This window comes from Echinicola shivajiensis, assembly GCF_018642165.1.
Lineage (GTDB): Bacteria > Bacteroidota > Bacteroidia > Cytophagales > Cyclobacteriaceae > Echinicola > Echinicola shivajiensis.
Genome location: NZ_JAHHZM010000001.1, coordinates 399,625 through 423,913, shown reverse-complemented (window position 1 = coordinate 423,913; position 24,289 = coordinate 399,625). Strand labels below are relative to the sequence as shown.

General features: G+C 38.7%; 23 protein-coding genes. 7 read left to right on the top strand and 16 right to left on the bottom strand.

The window, feature by feature from the left end; all coding sequences use genetic code 11:
* Window positions 1-25 precede the first annotated feature (25 nt).
* Genes KMW37_RS01660 through KMW37_RS01645 form a run of 4 tightly spaced genes read left to right on the top strand, consistent with a single transcriptional unit; the run spans window position 26 to window position 4,587 of the window.
* A complete protein-coding gene (locus KMW37_RS01660; protein ID WP_215222859.1) occupies window positions 26-439 on the top strand; it encodes an OsmC family protein in 414 nt (137 codons plus the stop codon).
* Entirely contained in the window at window positions 436-675 is a 240-nt protein-coding gene (locus KMW37_RS01655; protein ID WP_215222858.1) for a hypothetical protein, read from the top strand. Before KMW37_RS01660 ends, KMW37_RS01655 begins: the two co-directional genes overlap by 4 nt.
* Window positions 676-701: 26 nt before the next feature.
* A complete protein-coding gene (locus tag KMW37_RS01650) occupies window positions 702-1,712 on the top strand; it encodes a cache domain-containing protein (protein WP_215222857.1) in 1,011 nt (336 codons plus the stop codon).
* Window positions 1,713-1,722: 10 nt separating this feature from the next.
* Window positions 1,723-4,587 (top strand): PAS domain-containing hybrid sensor histidine kinase/response regulator, encoded by a 2,865-nt coding sequence (locus tag KMW37_RS01645; protein ID WP_215222856.1) that lies wholly within the window; start codon window positions 1,723-1,725, stop codon window positions 4,585-4,587.
* A gap of 55 nt (window positions 4,588-4,642) precedes the next feature.
* Here the strand turns inward: KMW37_RS01645 and KMW37_RS01640 are convergent, their stop codons facing one another.
* From KMW37_RS01640 to KMW37_RS01615, 6 genes are all read right to left on the bottom strand, one after another.
* A complete protein-coding gene (locus tag KMW37_RS01640) occupies window positions 4,643-5,938 on the bottom strand; it encodes a dihydrolipoamide acetyltransferase family protein (protein WP_215222855.1) in 1,296 nt (431 codons plus the stop codon).
* A 93-nt stretch (window positions 5,939-6,031) separates the two neighbouring features.
* Window positions 6,032-7,279: a competence/damage-inducible protein A gene (locus KMW37_RS01635; RefSeq protein ID WP_215222854.1), complete on the bottom strand. Its 1,248-nt coding sequence runs from the start codon at window positions 7,277-7,279 to the stop codon at window positions 6,032-6,034.
* Window positions 7,280-7,297: 18 nt separating this feature from the next.
* The gene (locus tag KMW37_RS01630; protein ID WP_317195542.1) at window positions 7,298-7,816 is read right to left on the bottom strand and encodes a dihydrofolate reductase; all 519 of its coding nucleotides are present in this window, start codon (window positions 7,814-7,816) and stop codon (window positions 7,298-7,300) included.
* An 86-nt stretch (window positions 7,817-7,902) separates the two neighbouring features.
* Window positions 7,903-8,829, bottom strand: a complete 927-nt coding sequence (locus KMW37_RS01625; RefSeq protein WP_215222853.1) for a hypothetical protein — start codon at window positions 8,827-8,829, stop codon at window positions 7,903-7,905.
* Between the two features lie 216 nt (window positions 8,830-9,045).
* Window positions 9,046-9,966: a methionyl-tRNA formyltransferase gene (fmt, locus tag KMW37_RS01620; protein ID WP_215222852.1), complete on the bottom strand. Its 921-nt coding sequence runs from the start codon at window positions 9,964-9,966 to the stop codon at window positions 9,046-9,048.
* Between the two features lie 20 nt (window positions 9,967-9,986).
* Window positions 9,987-11,198 (bottom strand): exo-beta-N-acetylmuramidase NamZ family protein, encoded by a 1,212-nt coding sequence (locus KMW37_RS01615; RefSeq protein WP_215222851.1) that lies wholly within the window; start codon window positions 11,196-11,198, stop codon window positions 9,987-9,989.
* Between the two features lie 40 nt (window positions 11,199-11,238).
* Here KMW37_RS01615 and KMW37_RS01610 point away from each other — a divergent pair, with 40 nt between their 5' ends.
* A complete protein-coding gene (locus tag KMW37_RS01610) occupies window positions 11,239-12,459 on the top strand; it encodes an ABC transporter permease (RefSeq protein WP_215222850.1) in 1,221 nt (406 codons plus the stop codon).
* Here the strand turns inward: KMW37_RS01610 and KMW37_RS01605 are convergent.
* Window positions 12,437-13,198: a polyprenol monophosphomannose synthase gene (locus KMW37_RS01605; protein WP_215222849.1), complete on the bottom strand. Its 762-nt coding sequence runs from the start codon at window positions 13,196-13,198 to the stop codon at window positions 12,437-12,439. The two genes, KMW37_RS01610 and KMW37_RS01605, sit on opposite strands and share 23 nt — an antisense overlap.
* A gap of 75 nt (window positions 13,199-13,273) precedes the next feature.
* Complete coding sequence (locus tag KMW37_RS01600; RefSeq protein WP_215222848.1) at window positions 13,274-14,059, bottom strand: tetratricopeptide repeat protein; 786 nt, start codon at window positions 14,057-14,059, stop codon at window positions 13,274-13,276.
* 138 nt (window positions 14,060-14,197) lie between these two features.
* On the opposite strand from KMW37_RS01600, the gene KMW37_RS01595 reads away from it, so the two are divergent.
* Both KMW37_RS01595 and KMW37_RS01590 read left to right on the top strand, forming a co-directional pair.
* Entirely contained in the window at window positions 14,198-14,620 is a 423-nt protein-coding gene (locus KMW37_RS01595; RefSeq protein WP_215222847.1) for a heavy-metal-associated domain-containing protein, read from the top strand.
* Window positions 14,621-14,647: 27 nt separating this feature from the next.
* Window positions 14,648-15,712, top strand: coding sequence for a globin family protein (locus tag KMW37_RS01590; protein WP_215222846.1), 1,065 nt, complete (start codon window positions 14,648-14,650; stop codon window positions 15,710-15,712).
* 78 nt (window positions 15,713-15,790) lie between these two features.
* On the opposite strand, the gene hisB is transcribed toward KMW37_RS01590, so the two are convergent.
* The 8 genes from hisB to KMW37_RS01550 form a co-directional block, all read right to left on the bottom strand.
* Complete coding sequence (gene hisB, locus KMW37_RS01585) at window positions 15,791-16,888, bottom strand: bifunctional histidinol-phosphatase/imidazoleglycerol-phosphate dehydratase HisB (RefSeq protein ID WP_215222845.1); 1,098 nt, start codon at window positions 16,886-16,888, stop codon at window positions 15,791-15,793.
* A 50-nt stretch (window positions 16,889-16,938) separates the two neighbouring features.
* Window positions 16,939-18,006 carry a histidinol-phosphate transaminase gene (gene hisC, locus KMW37_RS01580; RefSeq protein WP_215222844.1) on the bottom strand — a complete coding sequence of 356 codons (1,068 nt, stop codon included), beginning with the start codon at window positions 18,004-18,006 and terminating at the stop codon, window positions 16,939-16,941.
* A gap of 2 nt (window positions 18,007-18,008) precedes the next feature.
* Entirely contained in the window at window positions 18,009-19,301 is a 1,293-nt protein-coding gene (gene hisD, locus KMW37_RS01575) for a histidinol dehydrogenase (RefSeq protein ID WP_215222843.1), read from the bottom strand.
* A gap of 27 nt (window positions 19,302-19,328) precedes the next feature.
* Window positions 19,329-20,189: an ATP phosphoribosyltransferase gene (gene hisG, locus KMW37_RS01570; RefSeq protein ID WP_215222842.1), complete on the bottom strand. Its 861-nt coding sequence runs from the start codon at window positions 20,187-20,189 to the stop codon at window positions 19,329-19,331.
* A 278-nt stretch (window positions 20,190-20,467) separates the two neighbouring features.
* On the bottom strand, window positions 20,468-21,709 hold the full coding sequence (gene hemA, locus KMW37_RS01565) for a glutamyl-tRNA reductase (RefSeq protein ID WP_215222841.1): 1,242 nt from the start codon (window positions 21,707-21,709) through the stop codon (window positions 20,468-20,470).
* 327 nt (window positions 21,710-22,036) lie between these two features.
* On the bottom strand, window positions 22,037-22,393 hold the full coding sequence (locus tag KMW37_RS01560) for a translation initiation factor (protein WP_215222840.1): 357 nt from the start codon (window positions 22,391-22,393) through the stop codon (window positions 22,037-22,039).
* Between the two features lie 6 nt (window positions 22,394-22,399).
* Complete coding sequence (locus KMW37_RS01555) at window positions 22,400-23,248, bottom strand: universal stress protein (RefSeq protein WP_215222839.1); 849 nt, start codon at window positions 23,246-23,248, stop codon at window positions 22,400-22,402.
* Between the two features lie 117 nt (window positions 23,249-23,365).
* Window positions 23,366-24,280: a 1,4-dihydroxy-2-naphthoate polyprenyltransferase gene (locus KMW37_RS01550; protein WP_215222838.1), complete on the bottom strand. Its 915-nt coding sequence runs from the start codon at window positions 24,278-24,280 to the stop codon at window positions 23,366-23,368.
* Window positions 24,281-24,289 lie beyond the last annotated feature (9 nt).

The window sequence follows — 24,289 nt, the reverse complement described above, 5'->3', positions numbered from 1 at the left end:
TTTTAAAAGGAATAAATTTAATATCATGGCGAAGAGAAATGTGACCGTTACAATGAAAGGGGATTACGAGTATGAAGCTGTTAATCCTCAAGGAAACAAAGTACAGATAGATATGTATGATCCAGAAAAGAAGCAACATCAATCTCCAATGGACTTGGTATTGTCTGCGGTAGCTAGCTGTGCTTCTGTTGATGCGGTACTAATGATGAAGAAAAAGAGAAAGACGGTAACTGATTTTAAAGTGGAAACCGAAGGAGACAGAAATGATGGCGTGCCAGCATTTTATAAGACCATACATATGAATTTTATTCTTACTTCGCCGGATGCGACGGAAGAAGAGTTTGCCAAAGTGGTAAAGTTATCTGTGGATAAGTATTGCTCGGTTTCAGCCTCATTGAGTGCTGAGATTAGCTATAGTTCTGAAGTGAAGCGGCAATGAGAGTATTAAAAGAATTTACTGAAAAAGACATCCGGATTTCTGTTTTTTCATGGAATAACAAATACCTCATTAAGTATGAACAAGGAATGATTGAACAAACCTTTAAAGTTAATGAGATGGATATTCTGGAAGAAAGTGATTTGGATGCCTTTTTTACTTCTGAGTTTTTAGGAGATGTACAAAAAAGATTTGATGAGATGCACCAAACACTAAGAAATCAAATCGAAAATATTTAAATTCGGAAAAGTTTAAATATTTATAGATGAAATATAGCTTTTTTTTAGTTGTAATATGTTTATTGGCTTTTTTCTATGGATGTTCTGAAGAAAAGAGTGGTGTCAATCCTGAGGAATTTGAATTGCTGGATTCTATCGTTTATAGAATTGAGTCTAATTTGTACCCTTTGGAAAAAGATATCGATGAATTAGCATCCTATGCTACTTATTTATTTGCACACAAAGAGCAGTATGCCCAAAAGGCGAATAAAGATCAGTATAAAAGCACTGAGGCGGGAGTAATTTACAGAATAAGTGGAAAGCAAGATGTCAGCAGTGTTTTTGTAAGCTCGGCTACACCTGATAAAGCATCAGTATTTAATCAGGTGTATTACACTGAAGCCTTGGATTCAGCTTTTTCACAGGTTCTTGTTGATCAGCCATTGGTAAGTCAGGTATATTTAAATACTAAGCTTCAAATGTGCAGGATTTATCCTCAATTAGATGTACTGACTGTATTTGAGGAAGATCTAGACCTTACCAAGTTTAATTTTTATTTTATGGCTGACGAGGTACGGAACCCTGAGAAAAAGAGAAAGTGGCTTCAGGATATTTATATAGATCCAGCAGGAAGAGGTTGGATACTTTCTCTGATTCACCCAATATATCATAATCAGGAACTTCAGGGAGTAATGGGGCTTGATGTAACTGTAAATGATTTGATTAATGAATTATTAAGCTATAAAGATAAGAAGTTGGTATTGGTGGATGATTCAGGGAATGTGGTAGCAGGCACTTCTGATGCTATAGAAATTTTGAAGTTGCCACCATTACGAAACCACACTTATGTAGAGACGATAAATTCGAATAATTTCCGTAGGGAAGACTATAATTTGTTTAAGTCAAAAAGTAAAGAGGTCAGGAAAATGGTCTCTAAATTTATCCTTGAAAAGGATAATAAGTTTATATTGGATGGAGAATATGATTCAAAACAACATAAGGTATTATGTAGACCTTTGGATTTAATAGAATGGTACTTGATTGCCATTGAAGGGTAGAACTCACAAGATGCTAAATAAAGCCAGACCGTATAAGTTTCAATTATTTACATGGATGTCCATGGGCTCCATTGTTATTATCCTTTTTTTAGCCTATTTTTTTTATAATGCCCTGTCAAAAAACCTAATAGGCAATAGCCGGCAGTTTTTAAGTAAGCAGGTAGAAATAGCTTCAAATGAATCCCAGAGAAAATTCAATAACTTATTTGAAGACCTTACCTTTTTTACCAAAATCTTGGAAAGTTATCCTGACTTTGAATCTAATGACAATAAGCAGGTCCTTGAAGGAAGAATTAGACGACTTCTTAGTTCTTATGGGAATTTAGTGGATACATTGTTTATTGTTGAGGAAAAAAAATCAAGGGCTTATTTAGTTAGAAAAAACAATTATTTCGAGGGAATTGAAGTTTCTCCGGGTAAAGAATTTACAGATTTTGATAAGTATTTGACCATAAAAAGTCATAATAAACCCTTCAAGGTGGTAGCATCCATAAATGTAGGCGAGTTTTTATCAGATTATGCTGCCAACCATTATCTGGGTGATGGTGGGTATAAATTTTATTTTCAAGGAGATAAGGCACAGGTCATCAGTCCAGATCTAGAAGAGGGTGGATTTATTTCATTTTATCCAAGTTTAAAACGGGAGATTGAAAATGAAATAAAAGGCGGACTAAAAGGTGTATATGAAGGTGATTTGATTCTCTCTGCTGAAAACGGAAAGACAATTAATGCGATTGTCGCACAATATCCTTTTAATTTACACCCTCTTAGATCTAATTATGCCTTAGTATTTGCCAGGGATAGGGAAGTGGTTATCGCCAAGATTTTCAATACCTATATGTTACTTTTAGTGGGACTTTTTGTCCTACTGTTGTTTATCATTTATTTTATGATAAAACACTTTCGAAGCATCAATATAAATAACCATAAACTACAGAAAAAATCCAATGAGATAAATAGGCTCTTTGATCAGCAGACGCTGCTTTTACAAGGAACTAAAGGCTTTGTTTATTTTCATGATTCACATGGGAAGCTTACCAACGTTAGTGATAACCTTATTGATGTACTTGGCTATGAAAAAGAGGAGTTTTTAAATAATAATAGGGATACTGTAGCTCCAGAAGAATTGTATGGGATAAGGGCCAAATTAAAAGAAGCCATTATGAACCATGATGAATATGTGGAGTTTGAGATGAATAACATCAAAAAGGACGGTTCCATAATTAGGGTTAAATGTTTTGAAAGGTTGTTTTATGATGAAAAGGGCAATTTTACCAATAGTGTAGGAATAAGTACTGATATTCACGAAAAGCACCTTGCTGAGCAGGAATTGATCAAAAGTGAGAACAGACTTCGCGCTTTGTTGAACAGTTTGCCTGATATTATATTTATTTATAATAATGAAGGGGTCTTCATCGATTATTATGTGCAGTCTCGTGAATTACTGCTTATAGACCCAAATGATGCTTTAGGGAAATATTTGGGGGATGTGATGCCGCCTCCTTTAAATGAGAGGTTGGTCGCAGCATTTAACAGGGCCTTGAAAACAGGAAGGCTTCAGACAGAGGAAATGGATCTTGAAATTAGCGGGGCGAAAAAGTTCTTCCAAGCTAGATTTTTTAAGTTGGATGATAAGAGAATGATTTCTGTAGCTCGTGATATCACAGAGCAAAAGTTATGGGAAAATGGATTGAAGGAAGCCAAAGAGATGGCTGAAGGTGCCAATAGGGCAAAATCAGAATTTTTGGCTAGTATGAGTCATGAAATAAGAACACCTATGAATGGTCTGCTTGGAATGATAGGCCTATTGGAGGGAACAAAGCTAAATGAAGAGCAAGAACAGTTTGTGAAGGTGATAAAGGATTCTGGTGAATCGCTTTTGGTAATCATTAAGGATATTTTGGATTATTCTAAAATTGAAGAAGGCAAGTTGGAACTTGATTTGCTGGATTTCAATATAGTTGAAGAAATACATAAGGTGACCAATATTTTTTCAGGTTTGATGTCCGCAAAAGAACTTAAGTTTGATTTGCATATTGAAGATGATGTTCCCAAATGGCTGACATTGGATAAGGAAAAGCTCAAGCAAATACTTTTTAATATAATCGGAAATGCCATTAAGTTTACCCCAACAGGTGGTGAGATTAGTCTTAGAGTAAAGGGAGAGCCTATTATGGACAAGAGTTATATGATTTCCTTTTTGATCAAAGATACGGGGATAGGCATACCTAAAGATAAGATAGAAAAGCTTATCCATCCTTTTACTCAGGCGAATCATGGGAATTCAGGAGAAAAAAATGGTTCTGGTCTGGGCTTGGCAATAGCAAATAAGCTTATAGAATTGATGGGAGGGAGTTTGGAAATTGAAAGCGAGCACGGTCAGGGTGCAGAGTTTTCTTTTTCTGTATTTGGCAGGGTAGCTGTTCCAAGAGAAGGGAATGCTACCAAAGGACTTGAAGGTGCCCAAAGTGAAAATGCCATTAGTAAAATTTCCGATAGGTATCCGTTATCTATTCTTTTGGTAGAGGATAATGAAATCAACTTGAAATTTATGAAGTTGTTGATGAAACAGTTGGGGTACTATGTGGATACGGCTCATAATGGAGTGGAGGCTATCAGTGCAGTAGAGAAGAAGGACTATGATTTAATCTTTATGGATTACCAAATGCCATTTATGGATGGGCTAGAAGCTTCAAAATCGATTAAATCTATAAGAAGGGGGAGGAATGTACGTATTATAGGTCTTTCGGCCAATGTGTTTAAGGAGGATATTGAAAAAGCCCTGCTGTCAGGGATGGATGATTATTTGACCAAGCCCATTAAGATTCAGGAATTGGTGAAAAAGATAAAGGCATCATTTGAAATCAATGCATAAAAAAGCCGAAGCATTAATGCTTCGGCTTTTTTATGCATAATAGGTGCTAACCTTTTTATAGTTTAGTGTCTATATCAAAGGATTCAAGGTAATCAGCAACACGTTTAACAAACATGCCTCCCAATGATCCATCCACCACTCTGTGGTCATAAGAATGAGAAAGGAACATTTTGTGCCTGATAGCGATCACATCGCCGGTAGGCGTTTCTATCACTGCTGGTTTTTTAGTGATGGCTCCTACAGCCATGATGGCTACCTGTGGCTGCACTATGATCGGTGTGCCCATTACATTTCCAAATGAACCAACGTTGGAAAGGGTATAAGTTCCACCTGATAAATCATCTGCTCCCAATTGGTTGTTTCTGGCGCGATTGGCCAGATCATTGATTTTTTTCGATAGACCTACCAAGTTCAGTTCATTGGCTTTTTTGATTACTGGGACTATCAGGTTTCCACTTGGTAAGGCTACTGCAATGCCTATATTGATGTCTTTTTTCTTAATGATCTTGGTGCCATCTACTGATATGTTGATCATCGGGAAGTCCTGTATGGCCTTGGCCAACGCATGGACAAAGAAAGGAGTAAAGGTAATAGGTTCACCCTCTTTCTTTTTATATTCATCTTTGACCTTGTTCCTCCATAATACAATATTGGTGACATCAGCCTCAACAAATGAAGTTACATGAGGAGAGATTCTTTTGGATTCCAGCATTCTTTCCGAGATCATCTTCCTCATTCTGTCCATTTCAATGATCTCATCTCCCGCACTGATACTTGGGGCTGGAGTTCCAGAAATGGAAGTCACTGCCTGCTGGGTACTTTTGCCCCTGTTTTTGAGGTAGCTCAACATGTCATTTTTGGTTACCCTACCGTCTTTACCTGTTCCAGGGACAGTGAAAAGTTCTGCCTTGCTTATATTTTCTTCTTTGGCAATACTTAACACCAATGGTGAATAAAACCTATCGTCACTAATACTACTTGCTTTCACAGTACCGCTCATTATGGCAGCTGTTTGTGCTGGGGCAGCAGCCAAGAGCTCTTCTTTTTCCTCTATGTCTTTGTCTTCTGTGGAATCGGAAGAAGGTTCTTGCACGGTTTCTTCTGCTTCACCCTCAATTTCAATGATGGCAATAGGTGCTCCCACGGCAACTACATCCCCTTCGCCGACGAGGATTTTCTTCAATACGCCTGCATGTGATGAAGGAACTTCTGTATCCACCTTATCGGTAGCTACTTCCAAAACTGATTCATCCTGTTCAATGGAGTCTCCTTCGCTTTTAAGCCAAGTAAGGATGGTGCCTTCAATAATACTTTCACCCATTTTGGGCATTACCATTTCTACAGTTGCCATGTTATATTTATTTAATTGGGCTAATTATCTAAATTTAAAATTATATTTTAATAATGTGTTTCCAAAATAGTTTTGTCAAAACTTTTAATTGTTTTATTCTGAAATCACCTTTCTCAATAAACTCAATACTGCTATCGCAGAATATTGAATATTCAATTCTCTATCATGGGCTAGTTGCAACTTTTTGGTAACTGTTCCGCTTTCACTTGCACAGGCTATCCAAACAGTGCCTACAGGTTTTTCGGCACTTCCCCCTCCAGGTCCTGCAATACCACTACTGGCCAAGCCAAAGTCAGCATTGAACTTCTTTCTGACCATTTCGGACATCTCTATAACGGTTTCTTCGCTGACAGCCCCATGGGTTTCCAAAGTGCTGTTTTTTACTCCCAACAATTCAGCTTTGAATTTATTGTGATAGGGAACAATGGCTCCATTAAAATATTCACTGCTACCAGCAACACTGGTGATCAAATGGGAAATATAACCTCCTGTACAACTCTCCGCCAAAGCTACTGTTTTACCTTTAGTCTTCAAAAGTCGCCCTATGGCATTTTCCAGTTCGTCTTGGTCAAAACCATAGATATAGGATTGGATAAGAGGAGTTACCTTATCAATTTGTGTTTGAACATCCTTTTCCAATTGCTTATAATTGCTCCCAAAGGCGGTTAGCCTAAGCTTGACCTGCCCAAGGGATGGAAGATAAGCTAATTTAATATGTTCAGGCAAATTGTCCTCCCATCCATGAATTAAGTCAGCCAACCAGCTTTCTCCAATACCAAGAGTTTTGATGACTTTGTGATATATGACAGGCAATGGGAAAATATTTTGGATCTTTGGTAGTACAAAACTTTCCATAAGATGTTTCATTTCATGCGGCACGCCAGGCATTGACATCCATACCGTGCCATTTTCTTCAAACCACATTCCTGGCGCGGTTCCCCGATCATTTTTGATATATTGGCATTTGCTGGGGAGATGTCCCTGGAGTTCATTTAAAGGGGTAAGTTCTCTACCTCTTTTGGCAAAAAAGTGGCGTACATCTTCTATGGCCTTTTTCACAGGGACTATCTCACATTGAAAATATTTGGCCATCAAAGGCTTGGTGAGATCATCCTTGGTAGGACCTAGTCCGCCCGTGATCAAGACAATGTCTGCCCTGCTTTCAGCGCTTGAAAAGGCATTTAATATGTCTTTTTCATTATCTCCTACGGTAGTTTTGCGAACAACCCTTACTCCGATTTTGTCCAATTCCTTACTGATCCAGTGACTATTGGTATCCACGATCTGCCCATAAAGCAACTCATCACCAATAGCTATAATTTCTGCTGTTATCTCTTTCATAGGATATAATCAATCAGTTCACGCACGTTTGTAGGTGATGAAACTAAAGTCATATTCATTTTTCTCATCTTTTTGGAAAGCTTCTTTTTGGACTACTTTCCATTTATTAGCGGAAATATTGGGGAAATAGGTGTCTCCTTCTGGACTACAGTCCACCTCAGTAACCAACAATTCATCTGAAAGTTCTATAGCCTGCTTATAAATCTCCCCGCCTCCTATGATAAAAACCTTGTCCTGATTGTTTTTCTTTGCCAGATCCAGGGCATCTTGAAGATGATGGACGATATGGTGACCATCCGGAATGGAATAATCTGAATTTCTTGTGATTACTACAGAGGTCCTATTAGGAAGGGGCTTGCCCATTGATTCATAGGTCTTCCTGCCCATAATAATATAATGACCAGTAGTGTGATTTTTAAAGTGCTTAAGGTCAGCGGAAAGCTTCCAGATTAATTGGTTGTCCTTTCCGATGACATTGTTTTTAGCCTTGGCTACAATGATAGAAACTGTCAAAACCTTAGATTTTTTGGATTGCACAAGATACCAAGGTTTTTTGAAGCTTTAAAAAATGCCCTTCAAAAAGTTTTTTGTAATTCTGATGGAATTGGTCATCAAATCTGAATTTATTGTGCTTCCATGACATTAGTGTATTCTGCCATGTTGAAATCAAAATCTTTAGAACTATTGATTTCCAGTGTTTTCATGATTGAAGTGCTCTTGTCGGTTTTTGAGGAGTAGCTTGTTTCCAGTATATTCCCCTCCGGAAGTTTTTCATATACTTTTGGATATTTATTTTTCATAGCTTGACTGCTAAAGAAATTGGAATTAGAAAAGAATGAAGAAAATCCGGGAATAGGATTTTTGCTTGCCCAAAAACTAAAAGTACCATCCTCATTTTCGCCCTGATATTCTTCGCATTCGTGGCCTAAGATATTTTTTGTATTACCTGTCTTATCAAATTTAAATTCCTCATCCTCCATTTTTTCCATATCACTTTGCGAGGTCTTTTCCATCATTTTGTTCCAGTCCATCCCATAAGCCATGCTGGTTTTTTCACCATCTTTGTTTTCCATGAATAATATGGTGGCTTGGTTTTTATGATCTAATACCATGGAAACATGATCATTCTTTTTTTCAGGGTTTTCTATTTCCATTCCCCAATGCTCCGAATTATCGCTGTGAAGGAATCTTATCACTGAGGGATCTATCTCTTTACCTTTTTCATCAGTGCCGGTGATTTCCATATCAGTATAACCTTTGAATTGATATTGATCCTCAGTATCCACATTGAAGTTCATGCTTCCCATCATTTCTCCATAATCCATTCCTGAACCCTCGTATTCGGTGCTCGGACCAAATACTTCTTCCATGAACTCTTCCATTTTGCGCTGTGAGGCATTTTCTACTTCTTGGTTTACCCGTTCTTCAACTGCGTTTTCAGCCCCTTTTTGGACAGCTTTTTTTAATTTTTTGATAAACTGGGCATTGACCAATGAGGGACTAATCAACAGACTGATAATAATGGCTAATATTCTAATTTGCGCTTTCATGACTGAGGGAGTTTTGTCTTATATAAAAATACCCAAAATTATTTTAAGTGGCTAGTAATGAGTGGGTATTGGTGCGTTGGGATAGTTGGTTACCCCTTTGGGTGAGCAAGTAAAGGTGCTGGGTTAGGATATAAAATAAAAAACGGTGCTTCTAATATGAAACACCGCTTTTAAAAACAATAAAAATAATTGGTTTATGATTCTAATATTTGTCTTTTAGAACTTATGTCCTCTTAAGAAATCTTCAATTGGCATTCGTTTTTTCCCTTGCATCTGGATTTCTTTGATCTCAAGCGCTCCTTCAGCAGTTTGAAAGCGCAGGTATTTTTTATTATCTGTGTCCATCTCTCCAATTGCTTTTCCTTTAAGATCATCTATTACATCGCTGGAGTAAATTTTACAGGTTTTGTCATCAATGCTTGTCCAGGCAGCTGGATAAGGAGACAGCCCACGGATTAGATTGTGGATGTTTTCCGCCTTTTGGTTCCAGTCAATCATACAGGTCTCTTTAAAGATTTTGGGTGCATGGTTCAGTGCCTTGCTTTCATCCTGCATTTGTGTGGTGACTTCTCCCTTGCTGACTTCTTCAATAGTCTTAAGGACTAGTTTAGAACCCTTTTTCATTAATTTTTCATAGAGACTGCCAATGTTGTCCTCTGGCTGGATAGCTTCCTTTTCTTGGAAAATGATACTTCCTGTATCTATTTCATGTTTCAGGAAAAAGGTAGTGACACCGGTTTCCTTTTCTCCGTTGATAATGGCCCAGTTGATTGGTGCAGCTCCCCGGTAATTGGGCAGCAGAGATGCATGGAGGTTGAAAGTTCCCCTTGGAGGCATACTCCAAACTGATTCGGGAAGCATTCTAAAGGCAACTACTACTTGTATATCGGCCTGATAACTTCTTAGCTCCTCCAAGAAATCCGGGTTCTTTAAGTTGGTCGGCTGGAGAACAGGGATATTATGCTTCAAAGCAGCTTCTTTTACAGGAGAAGGGATAAGCTTCTGGCCCCTGCCTTTTGGCTTATCTGGAGCAGTAACTACTGCCACTACATTCCAGCCATTTTCTACTAAAATCTCTAAGGATGGCACGGCGAAATCTGGCGTGCCCATATAGATGATGCGAAGATCTTTATTCATTATGTTTTTACTTTTCCTGCTTATTTATACAGTAGGTATTTTTCTCTTATAGCTTTATAGGCTTCCAAACCTGGTTGCCAGCTAGCCTTGATTTCTTCTTCTGATTTGCCCGCAAGGATGTCTGCTTTCAATTTGTTCGTTCCGGCCAGTTTATCGAAGAAATTATTGAAGAATTTGGCATTCAAGCCTGATTTTTGGTACATCTCCAAAAGGTACTGTAATGTGAACTGATGGGAGAGCGGAGTGTTCCTCAAATCAGTACCATAGCATTTTTTACCCTCATGTGGTGGATGCTTACTCATGCCATCTATACTGACAGGGGTAAAGGTGAAATCTCCATATTTTGGATCTGGTGCACCATAAACCTGAAAAGGATAATGAGTCCCCCTTCCTACACTGATATCAGTCCCCTCAAAAAAGCAAAGTGAAGGGTAAAGTCTAATGGAAACATCATTTGGAAGATTTGGGGATGGCTTGATAGGCAAGGAATAATGCATGCTGTGGTCCCAGTTGGCTACAGGAACTACAGTAATATCTGCTTTGATGCCTCCTTTTAACCAACCTTCTCCATTGATCATTTGAGCAAGCTCACCCATACTTAGTCCATGTACTACAGGTATAGGGTGCATGCCTACAAAGCTCTTGAACTTCGGGTCCAAAACAGGACCATCGATATAATCTCCATTTGGGTTGGGACGGTCCATGATGATAAGAGGTTTGTTTTGTTCTGCGCAAGCTTCCATAACATAATGCATGGTGCTGATATAAGTGTAAAATCTCAGCCCCACATCTTGAAAATCAAATAATAGAATATCTATATCGCTCAGAACTTCCGGTGTGGGTTTTTTATTATTTCCATAAAGGGAAATTACTGGAATGCCAGTTTCCTTATCAATATCATTTTTTATATGCTCCCCGGCATCAGCCGTTCCTCGAAACCCATGTTCCGGAGCAAAGATTTTTTGAATCTTGATGCCTTGGGATAAAAGAAAGTCTGCTAAGTGCTGATTGTCCATTTGGGTCAAAACACTGGTTTGGTTGGCTACTAGCCCAACCCGCTTTCCTTTAAGCAGAGGCAGATAGATTTCGGGCTGATCGGCTGCTGGCAAAATGGTAGCAGCTTCCTTTTCGCTTTCCTGCTGATTTTCTGCATTTTCATTTGACCGGCTTTTGCAATATGCAAGGCTACCAACTAAAAAAGTCAATAGAAGTATTAATTTTAACTGCTTCATATTAATTTGCATTAGAATCTTAACAAAATAAAACACTTCATTGAACCTTTCCTACTTCATTGCCAAAAGAATTAGCTTTAAAAGAACAGGCGGATTTACCGGAACCATCCATCGCATTGCAGTAGCCAGTATTGCCATTGGTCTATCCATACTGATAATTTCATTTTTGATTTTAGGAGGTTTTCAGCAGGTGGTTTCCGAAAAGGTTTTTTCATTTACTGGTCATTATCAGGTTCATAAATTCACTTCAAACAATGCCTTTGAGGAATATCCATCCAGTAAAACCAGCCAGTTTTATACCCATTATAAGGACTATGACTTCATTAAGCATGTGCAGGAATATGCCTTTAAGCCAGGCTTACTAAAAGGGGATGAGGAAGTTCAGGGGGTGCTGCTCAAAGGTGTAGGTGAGAATTTTGACCAAGAGGCTTTTGAGCCTTCCATAGTGGAGGGAAGGTTTATTGATTTTAAGGAAGATGGTTCTACCTCTTATGAAGTGCTGCTAAGTAGAAAAATAGCGGACAAGCTATTGCTGGGAATAGGGGACAAGGTGACCATGTATTTTGTACAAGATCCGCCTAGGTATAGAAGGCTAGAGATTGTTGGGATATATGAAACTTATTTGGAGGATTTTGATGATAAAATGATTATCGGGGATATTCAGAATATTCGAAACCTCAATGGTTGGGAAGATGATATGGTAGGTGGTTTTGAAGTGTTTTTGAAAAATCCCGAAGAGATTGATGAGAAAAATGAGGCCTTGTACCGAATGATTGATTATGACCTTAAAGTGGATAAGGTGACCGATAAGTTTATCCAGATTTTTGACTGGCTTAAATTATTGAACAATAATGTTTATGTGTTTTTGGGCCTAATCCTTTTTGTGGCTTCTTTTAATATGATCGCTATCCTTTTTATCCTTATCATGGAGCGGACCCAGATGATAGGGATGTTGAAGGCCTTGGGAAGTGCTAATAGACATATCAGAAGGATTTTTGTTTGGAACGGGATAAGGATAATTGGCAGGGGAATGCTAATAGGTAATTTGATAGGATTGGGCTTTGCTTGGGTTCAGTATGTGACCAGGTTTATTGGCCTAGATCCTGAAAATTATTATATGAGCTTTGTGCCTATCCAATGGAATTGGGCGGTAATTGTGGGTATCAATATATTGGTTTTGGTGATCACTAGCTTGGTATTGTTTATACCGGCCATGGTGATCAGTAATGTTCAGCCTATTAAAGCAATTCGCTTTGACTAATCTTTGCCCGTTTATAAGGGCTGAACAGGCTTTTGAATTTCATATAGATTACTCCTAATACCGCCTCCTTAAAAATATGAGTGGACATTTTGGAAGTTCCTTTGGTTCTATCGGTGAAGATGATAGGGATTTCCGTGATTTTATAACCCAACTTCCAAGCGGTGAATTTCATTTCGATCTGGAATGCATAGCCTACAAATTTGATTTTATCCAGCTTGATCCCTTCCAAGACACTTCTGTGGTAACATTTAAACCCAGCAGTGGTATCTTTAATAGGTAAGCCTGTAATGAACTGCACATATACACTGGCAAAATAGGACATTAAAACCCTGCCCATCGGCCAATTGACCACATTCACTCCCTTAATATATCTTGACCCAATAGTCAAATCAAAACCATCTATAGCGCATGACTCATACAATCTGATCAGGTCTTTGGGATTATGGGAAAAATCAGCATCCATTTCAAAGATATAATCATAATCCTTCTCAAGGGCATACTTGAAACCAGTTATATAGGCTGTTCCCAAGCCTAGTTTTCCCTTTCTTTCTATGAGGTGGATCCTACTTTCAAAGGATTGCTGGAGGTCTTTAACAATTCCCGCAGTACCATCAGGGGAATTGTCATCAATGATCAAAACCTCAAAATGCCCAGCTAAATCCATGACAGCCATGATGATGTCATGGATATTTTCCTTTTCGTTAAAGGTAGGTATGATGACTAACTTCTTGTGATTCATATTGCAAGTCCCAAAAATAGGACTTAAAGCGATTAATTACATAGTTAAACGTAAAAAATCCGCAATGAGTAGAAATTAGAAACATTTGTCCAAGTTATCTTTGGCATATTCACTTCCATGTTTTGCGGCTAGTCTTAGGTCTTGGCAGGACTGGCTAGGGTTGATTTCCATTTGGCAAATGGCTCTTCGTGCAAGTGCGTTATAATGTTTGGGCTGACTTTTTAATACCCTGTCAAAGTCCTCTGTCGCCCAATCCAGCATGCCCATTCTCATATAAGCCAGGCCTCTGTTATAATAGGCCGTCATGTTGTCGCCCGAGTACATGATGTACATGTTAAATTGGGAAGCAGCTGTCCAGGCATCTCCAAGGTGGGCTTGAACTATTCCTCTATAGAAGTAAATGGAAGCATTTTTGGGGTCAAGTTTTTTTGCCTCAAAAAGGAAATCCTCGGCTGATTTATAATTTTCGTTCTTGATCATGGATCTACCTAGCATAATTAGCAGTTCTACATTTTTAGGGTCTTCCTTTGCTGCCAATAAGAAATGTCTTTCAGCTTGTTTATACTCTTCCAATTCCCAATAGACTTTGCCCATTCCTGCTAATGCCTGTGGGTCATGTGGAGCCAATTGTAGGATTCGTTTATAATCTGTCAATGCCTTTTCATATTCTTCCAAGGCTTCATGACTCATGGCCCTGAGTTGTATGGCTTGGGTATCTGACATCTTCATAAACAATAACCAGTTGAGCTCTGATATAGCAGCCTCAAATTGCTGGTTGGTATAATATCGATTGGCCTTTTCAAAATTCCCTTGGCAGGATGAAAAAAGCAAGAGCAATAAAAATGGGGCTAAATTTTTCATAGTTAATAGTTTAGTTATAAAACTAACAAAATAGGTGTTTTTAATCAATAGCAATTGAAAGTTTTTTTGAACCTCGGCAATCCAGCTGCAATAGACAGGTCGTATATGGTTTTGAATTAACTGTTAAACAAAAGAACCATGATCAAGAAAATTTTAATCGGAACAGTTGCATTGGTGGTCATTTTGGTGGCCACCTTGGCTGTTCATATTTATTTGGTGACCAATGACAGGCCAAAAGGGCCAAATTGGGCCATGAGTCAAATTGACTTTAACGAGGATATGGACTCATTGAAGATGGAGGAGATCAAGACTGAGCTTTTGGAAATAGAAGGTATGCGGGATGTCAGGATCAATAGGACCTCTGATTATTTGATTGTCCTATATGATCGCAAGCAACATAATCCTCATGATTTGGTGGACAACTTGAACAAGGATTATCAGCTTCAATCAACACTTTTTCAGCCTAGCGAAGAACAGTTGGCGGCAAGTTGTCCTGCTATTGACAAGAAATCATTGACCTATATGGTGGAGAGCTATTTCGAAAACCTTTTTACTAACTAATATTTTATTACATAAACCTTAAGAAAAATGAAAAAACTAAATCAATTGATGGCCTATATGCTACTGATGACTTTGGTAGTATTTTCATCCTGTAAGGATGATGATGATGTGATGCCACCCGAGGTAGATGATTCTTTCTATGCTACCAAACTGGGCGGTGAGACCATGGTAGCTGACCCAGATAATAATGGCCAGATGATCGAACAAGGTTATCTAAACCTTAGAACAGTGGTTACGGGTACAGTGCTAACTATTGCTACTGATGATAAATACGCAAGTATAAGGCCCTATTTTAATGTGCTTTTGGCCGAGGTGGGAGCCAGTGATTATTCAGGCTTTACTGCTTTAGTGAAAGATTTTACAGACCTATTGGCGGAATCTACTGGTGCAGAAAATTTCACCTATTCAGGGATGAGCATGGCTGATGCGCATGATCCTACTAAAAATGATAGAATGAACGGTATGATCGATAGTGATGATTTCGATTTATTCGTGGAGGCAGTGGTACAGGCGGCTACGGAAGCTGGATTTGGTAGTGCGGATATTTTGGGTCCTGTAGGAGATCTTTTAGGTTCTACCAAAGCGGATATCGTCCAGCGTGAAGATGGAACCATGATCGATCTTTATACGCGTTTAGGTGGTACTGTGATGGTAGATGATGGTAATGGAAATATGGTTGAAGCAGGATATCTTCCTTTGCAGGCAGTGGTGACCGAAACAGTATTGGTGATTGCAACAAATGAGGGAGGTAAATATGATAATCTTCAGCCTTATTTCCCTGTATTATTAGCAGAAGTTGGTGCTCAGGATTTTTCTGGATTTACAGCTTTAGTCGGTAATTTTAGTGACCTGTTGGCACAATCTATCGGTTCAACCAATATTACTTACAGTGGTATGAATATGGCTGATGCACACAATCCTGATGTAAATCCTAGAATGACCGGTAAAATAACTGCAGCAGATTACGATTTGTTTATTACTGCAGTTGTTGAAGCAGCTACTAATAAAGGGGTGCCAGAATCGATTATTGGTGAATTCGGTGGCTTGTTGACCAGCGAAGGGCTAAAAGGAGCTATTATTCAAGGTTCTTAATATTTATACTCAGATTAGATATCAAAAAAGGCTTTCCAACCGGAAAGCCTTTTTTATGTGAATTAAATAAGCGTTTTTTTATAATACTCCCTTGGTACTTGGAAGTTGGTTCAAGGCAGCTATATCTCTTTTAACTGCCATCTTGATGGCCCTTGCCAAGCCCTTGAAGATGGCTTCAATTTTATGATGCTCATTATTTCCTTCTGCTTTGATATTCAGGTTGCACTTGGAAGTGTCGCTGAAAGACTTGAAGAAGTGATAGAACATTTCAGTAGGCATATCTCCGATTTTTTCACGGTTAAATTCCGCCTCCCACATCATCCAGGGCCTTCCTCCAAAGTCAATGGCCACCTGTGCAAGCACATCATCCATTGGTAAAAGGAAACCATATCGGTATATGCCCTTTTTGTCCCCTAGGGCCTTAAGGTAAGCTTCACCCAGTGCCAAAGCGGTATCTTCAATGGTGTGGTGTTCATCTATATGAAGGTCACCATTTACCTTGATAGTCAAATCCGTTCCTCCGTGTTTGCCTAATTGCTCTAGCATATGGTCAAAGAAAGGCAGGCCCGTGTCAATATCGCATTTACCTGAACCATCCAAGTTTACACTGATGCTGATTTGGGTTTCAGAAGTACTTCTTTCAACTGAAGCTTTTCGGGCAGGTAGTCTTAAAAATTCATAGATTTCATCCCAAGAGCCAGTGGACAAAGCGGCACCTTCAGCAGCTTCTTCTCCAATAAAGATGGCTTGCGTACCTAGATTCTGAGCTAATTGGATATCTGTTTTACGGTCACCAATAACATAGGAATTGGCCAAGTCATATTCACCTTCCAGATATTTGGTTAATAAGCCTGTTCTTGGCTTTCTGGTAGGCGCATTCTCATGCTCAAAAGTCTTGTCAATATGGATGTCAGAAAAAATCACCCCTTCCTCTTCCAAGGTTTTTAACATCTTGAACTGAGCAGGCCAGAAGGTGTCCTCTGGGAATGAATCTGTGCCCAAACCATCCTGATTGGTAACCATGACCAATTCATAATCGGTTTCTTCAGCTATCTTCCTTAGGTTTGAAATGGCTTTTGGATAGAATTCCAGTTTTTCAAGGCTATCTACCTGAAAATCCACTGGTGGCTCCTTGATAATGGTGCCATCTCTATCTATAAATAATACTTTTTTCATTTTCGTCTATGGTTATTATTGGCGCATGGCCAATTGGAATAATCGTTTGTTTATGCAGTTGCCAATTCAGCTGGGCATTGCTGCAAAGCCTCTAGCAGTCGCTCGTTTTCTGCCCTTGTTCCAACAGAAATCCTTAGGCATTCATTGCAAAGCACCACCTTTGATCTGTCTCTAACGATGATTTGATTTTCAATTAAGTAGTCATAGGTCTTTTTGGCAGCAGGTACTTCGACCAAAAGGAAATTGGCATGACTTGGATAGATTTTTTTGATCAAATCCATCTTTTCAAAAGCCTTCTGAAGGAAATCTCTTTCCTCCATGATCTCAGCGACCATTTTCTTCATCTTATCAGTGTCATCAATAGCTGCTAAAACAGTCTCTTGGGTCAGACCACTAATATTGTAAGGAGGTTTAATTTTATTGATGATCTTGGTAATTTCCTCAGAAGCAAAGGCCATTCCCAGCCTCAAAGATGCCAGTCCCCAAGCTTTGGAGAAGGTCTGCATGACCAGGAGGTTTGGATAATTTTTGAGCTCTGTTGTAAAGCTGGGCTCATCACTGAAATCAATATAGGCTTCATCAACCACTACCAATCCATCAAAACCCTTGATTACTTTTAGTATATCTTCTCGATCTACTTTGTTTCCACTTGGGTTGTTGGGAGAGCAAATGAAAATTATTTTGGTGTTTTCATCCACTGCATCCAAGATGGCATCAGTCCTTAGCTGAAAGTCTTTTGTGAGATTTACCTTTTTGATGGCAATATCATTCACTTCAGCACTAACCTCGTACATGCCGTAAGTAGGAGGAAGGATAATGATATTGTCCAGCCCAGGTCTACAAAATGCACGCATTAATAGATCAATCGCCTCATCACTTCCATTTCCCAAAAAGATTTGATCTACAGGGACATCCTTGATGGCACTGATCTTTGTCTTTAGGGCAAACTGATAAGGGTCTGGGTATCTATTGAAGTCATCAGCGGTGATAGAGCCAAAAGGATTTTCATTGGCATCTAAAAACACACCTTCTTTACCAGAGTATTCATCCCTAGCGGAAGAGTAAGGTTTCAGCTGGGCAATATGTGGTCTTAAGATTTTATTAAGGTCAAAAGCCATGATTATTTATTCTCTTTAAGGTATTTTAATCTTACTGAAACCGCATTTTTGTGAGCATCCAGTAATTCGTTGCCTGCCAATACCTCAATGGTTGGGCCTAGGTTTTGAATACCTTTTTCGGTGATTTTTTGATAGGTAATCTTTTTGACAAAACTGTCAAGGGATACACCACTGTAATTTTTGGCAAAGCCATAGGTAGGCAGTGTGTGGTTGGTGCCTGAGGCATAATCCCCCGCAGATTCAGGAGTGAAGTTTCCTATGAAAACAGATCCTGCATTGATGATTTGAGATACTACCTCATCTTCATTTTCAATATTGATGATCAGGTGTTCGGGCGCATATTCGTTGATCAATGCAATGGCCTTGTCCTGATTGCCCATGATCACTGCAACACTGTTTTCGAGGGCTTTTTTTGCAATTGCCTTTCGTGGAAGTTTCTCCAATTGCTTTTCTACCTCCTTAAGGGTTTTTTCAGCTACCTTGGTAGCGCTAGCTACAAGCACAACCTGACTGTCAATCCCATGTTCAGCTTGAGATAACAGGTCTGAAGCTACAAAGGAAGGAACAGCAGTTTCATCAGCATATACCAAAACTTCCGAAGGTCCTGCAGGCATATCTATAGCTATGCCTTTTTTGGTAGCTAACTGTTTGGCTGCTGTGACATATTGGTTGCCAGGTCCAAAAATTTTGGCAACTTGCGGAACGCTTTCAGTTCCATAGGTCATGGCTGCGATAGCTTGGGCACCGCCTACTTTGACGATTTTGTCTATACCGATGAGGTCAGCTGTATATAATATGGCAGGATGGATTTTCCCTTCTTTATTAGGAGGGGTACAAAGCACAATTTCTTCACATCCAGCAATATTTGCTGGTACCCCAAGCATCAATACAGTGGAGAACAATGGAGCTGTTCCCCCCGGAATGTACAAGCCCACTTTTTGGATTGGAACACTTCTGCGCATACAGGTAACCCCTTCCATTACTTCCATACTAAGGTCTGGAGTGGCTTGTGCTTTATGGAATTTCTCAATATTATCTTTCGCCAATAATATGGCATCTTTAAGATCTTGATCCACCAAGTCATAAGCCGCTTTGATTTCCTCACGACTTACCAAAAGGTTTTTGATTTCTACATGATCGTATTCCAAAGCGAATTTTTTCAAAGCCTTGTCACCTTGTCGCTTCACTTTGCGCATGATAGGTTTGACAATTTTTTGAATTTCCTTCATTTTTTGAGCCGGTCTTGCCAGTTCTTTTTTCCATTCGCTTTTGCTTGGGTTAGTTATAACTCTCATCAGTATTTTTTTTGAAAGTGATTCGAATTAAAGTACCATTTTTTCGATTGGCACAACTAATATACCTTCGGCCCCGGCAGCTCTCAACTCTTCTATGTTTTCCCAGAAAAGATCTTCGCTCAATACAGAGTGTACGGAAGACCAACCTTCCTCGGCCAATGGCAAGATGGTAGGGCTTCTCATGCCGGGGATCAGTGAGATGATCTTATCCAGTGATTTATTCGGCGCATTCAGCAAAACATACTTATTGCTCTTTCCAGTTTGAACAGCATTGATTCTGAAAAGAAGTTTTTCTACAATCGCCATTTTTTCCTCACTCAATCCTTTGTGGCTGATCAATACGGCCTCGGATTTAAAGATTTCTTCTACTTCCTTCAGACCGTTCATCATCAAAGTGGAACCTGAGCTGACAATGTCACAAATCCCTTCAGCCAGGCCGATGCTAGGAGCAATCTCCACTGAGCCGCTGATCTCATGGATTTCAGCATTGATATTATTTTTCTTTAAATAATCACCAAGGATTTTAGTATAAGAAGTAGCGATGTTTTTGCCTTCAAAATAGGAAAGACCTGGATATTCTTGGCTTTTTGGAATGGCCAATGATAATCTGCACTTAGAAAAACCAAGTTTTTTAAGCACGTCAACACTTTTGTCTTTTTCTACCAGTTCATTTTCGCCAACGATACCTAAATCAGCAACACCGTCGGCTACATAACCAGGGATATCATCATCCCTTAAGTATAGAAATTCAATAGGGAAGTTTGTAGAAGTGGATTTTAACTTACCAGTGCCATTATAAAATTTGATGCCACATTCTTTGATGAGGCGTAATGAGTCTTCACTTAATCGGCCGCTTTTTTGGACGGCTATGCGAATAATATTTTCCATGAAATAAAGATACAAATATGAATAGTTCTTTTTAGAAATTCTCTGAATCAATCGGGCCGCACAAACAGTTATCGCACAGCCACTGGGGCGATATGTAAATAGTATTCCTCCTTAAGAGGAATGATGGAAATGATGAACAGTAACAGTATGCTGTACTGCAAAAAGTGGAAGGATGGAGATATGTTTGATAGTGCTGTTCATGATTTGATCACAAATTTAAACAGCTATCGTTGTTATCCAAAAAAACGAAATGATTTTTGATGAAAATTAACAAATCCTTAAAGAAATGTCTGTGTTATCATGGAATTGTAAAGATGTTTCTCTTTATCATTTTTCAATGATTTCATGGTTACCACGGTCCTCTTGATGATTTTTTGAATCATTGAATCCATGATCTGATCATAATCACCTCGCTCCTCAAGTTGGCCTTGTCTTTGAAACTTGTCTAGTTCTTCCATTTTCATGGCCTGTAATGCCGTTTTCATGTTTCTGATCACTTCAAGGTTTTTGCTGTCCTGCTTCCAGTTGAGGAATTCAGCAATATATTCTTCAAGAATCATTTCCACTTTACCAATACATGCCTTTTTTTTCTGAAAGGTTCCGTTGGTTACCTGACTGATGTCATCCATGTCAAAAAGTACCATTCCTGGTATTTTCCCTATTTCAGGTGAGATGCTGCGCGGTATGGAAATGTCCACCATTACCTTGAAAACATTTGAATGTTTCTCAAAATGACTTTGATCAATTATTGGGGCTGGAACACTGACGGTAGAAATAATGATATCGTACTTATTTATTGCCTCATTGATATTTTTAAAGGGCATGTATTGAATATTGGCTTTGTTTTTTTGATTGAAAAGCTCCAATTTTTCTTGTGAGCGGTTAATGACAGTCAGGTCATTACAGCCTTGAGAGATCAAATGACGACATACATTTTGGCCCATATCACCAAAGCCAATGACAGCAATCTTTGGGAGTTTGAGCATGTTCTGATACTCAGAAATCATGTCGACCGCTGCGTAGGGAGCAGAGCTGATGCCTGATCGAAAGCCTGTCTGACTGGCTATTTTTTTATTGGCAGCAAAAATTACATGCATTAATCTATGAATATAAGTTCCTGCTGTTTCGGTTTCCTTTGCCAGTTCATAGGCTGATTTGAATTGCGAAATTATTTGCGCGTCTCCTAATATTTGAGATTCTAAACCACTTGAAACCCTGAATAAATAAGTAAGTGCCTTTTCTTCTTTTTGTAATGAGGTAAAAATTTCTTGGGCCAATGTCAGGTTTTGATGCTTTACTTTGCACAAATTAGTTAGTATCTCCTTGTTGCAATCTTCCTCGGACACATAAAGGATTTCAGTCCTATTACAGGTGGACAGGACAAAGCTTTCAGAAATTTTATGGTTTAATTTTAACAAAGTCAAAAGCTCCTTGATGTCAGTGGTGCTCAAGGCAAACCTTTCCCTGATCGTTATATCGGTTGTTTGATGGGACAAGCTTAAAAGTCTGAATTGGATCATAATGCCTTATTGTTTTGAGCAGAACCTTATAATGGTTCTTTTTCAAATGTTTTTTGGTTCTGACATTATGTACGCAGGTGAATTTTAGTTTGGATTTATGAAGGGATAAATATCCCGCTATTTAAAACTCTTATAAATAATGATAAGGTGAAAAATATACTTGCTCGGTGAAATCCAAAAGCTGTTTATAACTCGTAGCTTAAGCTAAACGCGTCTTACAATTGATTCAAAATGTTTTTGGTGGTTCTTAAGTGTTTTGAATTTAGTTTGTGGTTCAATTTTTTAAACTAAATAAAGGAGTGGTTTGGTGAACCACTCCTTTTTTATTTACCCGCCGGATTTTTTTGCTTTATAATCGTTTTGTTTAAGGATTTCCAAGACCTTGTCCCTGTGATCTCCTTGAATAAGTATTTCACCATCTTTGGCACTACCGCCCACACCGCATTTGTTTTTGAGCAGTTTGCCTAGTTCTTTTAGGTCATCCTCCGTTCCAACAAAACCCGCAACTAGGGTTACCTGCTTGCCACCTCTGGCTTTTTTGTCGAGCATAACTTTTAAGTTTTGCTGTTGGGGTGGGAGAGTGCCTTCATTACCTTGGTTGAAGTCACTATATTCAAATTCATCATTGGTGGAGTAAACTACTCCATCCCTTTTTTTCCAATCGTTGTTTTTTTTTCTCCCCATAATTTGTCATTTGATTTTCATCGTCCAAACCGGTCTTTTGGAGTGGTTGACGACATCTTCTGCAATGCTGCCACTCAGAAGGTGCATAAAGCCTGTTCTGCCGTGAGTAGCCATTGCAATCATATCTATATTGTTGTCTTCTGCATACTGGATGATTCCATCCTCTTCTGAATCACTATTATAAATTTCAACTTTGACATCTTTCAGCTTAAGCTTATCGATGAAACTATTGATTTTTGCCAAACTTTCCCTACTGCTTTCAAATGAGTTGGGTGTATTGATTTTTACCAAGTGTAATTGTGCATTGACATTAGTCTGGAGCTTTTTCAAATGAGGAATGATGGCCTCATTTTCTTCCGAAAAGTCACTGGCAAATATAATGCTTTTGATACTATTTGGGCTTATTTCTCCCTTGATGGTTATTACGGGGCAAGTCGCATGCCTTACTACCTTTTCTGTATTAGAACCTATAAGCAATTCTTCCAATCCACTGGATCCTTTGGATCCCATAATGATAAGGTCTGCTTTTATTTCAGCTACCTCATTGGAAATGCCTGCGTATGGATTGCCAAATATCATTTTTGTAGAAAACTTATAGGCTTTGTCCTTGTTTTCCTCTTCAATGGCTTTGATTTGCTTTTTCCTTTTTTCTACTAATTCAATTACAAAGATGTTGTTGATATCATCGCCACCAAGTCCCACTTCACCAACTGTGTTAAAGTTTTGGGCAGAGGGAATTTCAATAACGTGAAGCAACTTTAAATGAGCTTGGGTGATTGTTGCCAGTTCTTTGGCAAAATCAAATGCATTTTCGGCTTCTTCTGAAAAATCAAATGGTACTAAAATAGTTTTCATGGTGAATTTTTTATGGTTATTGGCTTTAAAACAATAAAATACAAAAATTTAATAGATAATATTGTATTTCAGAGCCAATATTGTTCCATTACAATAAAACATGAATTGGAGGATTGATTAAGAGAAAATCACCAAGCCAATACCAAATGCCAAAACCCAAAATAAGGTAGAAATCGCCATTTTTTTGAGATATGGATCCAATTCCTTGGACTGGGTCTTTTTGTCTACATTATAAGCAATATTGATCATCAAGGGACTGATCAAAAGGGCTAATAAGCCTCCATAGCTTTGTTCAATAATAGCGAAAAGTAATAAAGAAAGATTGCCTAAAATGACCAATGCCCAATTGTATCTCACGGCTGCTTTTCTACCGATTCTTACGGGGATGGATTTTTTTCCTGCCAATTGGTCTGAAGCAATATCCCTGATATTATTAATATTCAAAACGGAACTACTGAAAAAGCCAAGGGAAATAGCTGGTAGGAGCAAGGCTTTTGAGAAGCTCATAGTGTGCAGGAAATAGGTGCCCAGCACTCCTACTAAACCAAAAAATAAGAATACAGAGATATCTCCCAGTCCCATATAACCATATGGGTTTGCTCCGGAAGTATAATTAACTGCTGCAAAAATAGATAATAATCCTATTCCAATGAAGGTGAAGAATATTACCCAGCTGTCCAAAGAAACATAAAGTAAGGCCAAGCCACATATAAAGCTCAATACTCCGAAAAGGATCATGGCTTGTTTCATTTCTTTGGGTTGGATAATACCAGACTGAACTGCCCGGATAGGTCCTTCCCTGTCATCGCTATCGGCACCGTGCACACTGTCACCGTAATCATTTGCTAAGTTGGAAAGGATCTGGAGCAGGGTGGTGGTCAATGCTGCTAGAAGAAAAACATCCCATTTGAATAATTCATGAGACCAAGCAATAAAACTGGCCATTAAAATGCTGGCTAAAGCCAAAGGAAGGGTTCTTAATCTGATGGCATGGAGCCATGCTTGCTTTTTGCTTGATAAATTATTGTCCACGGTAGCAGG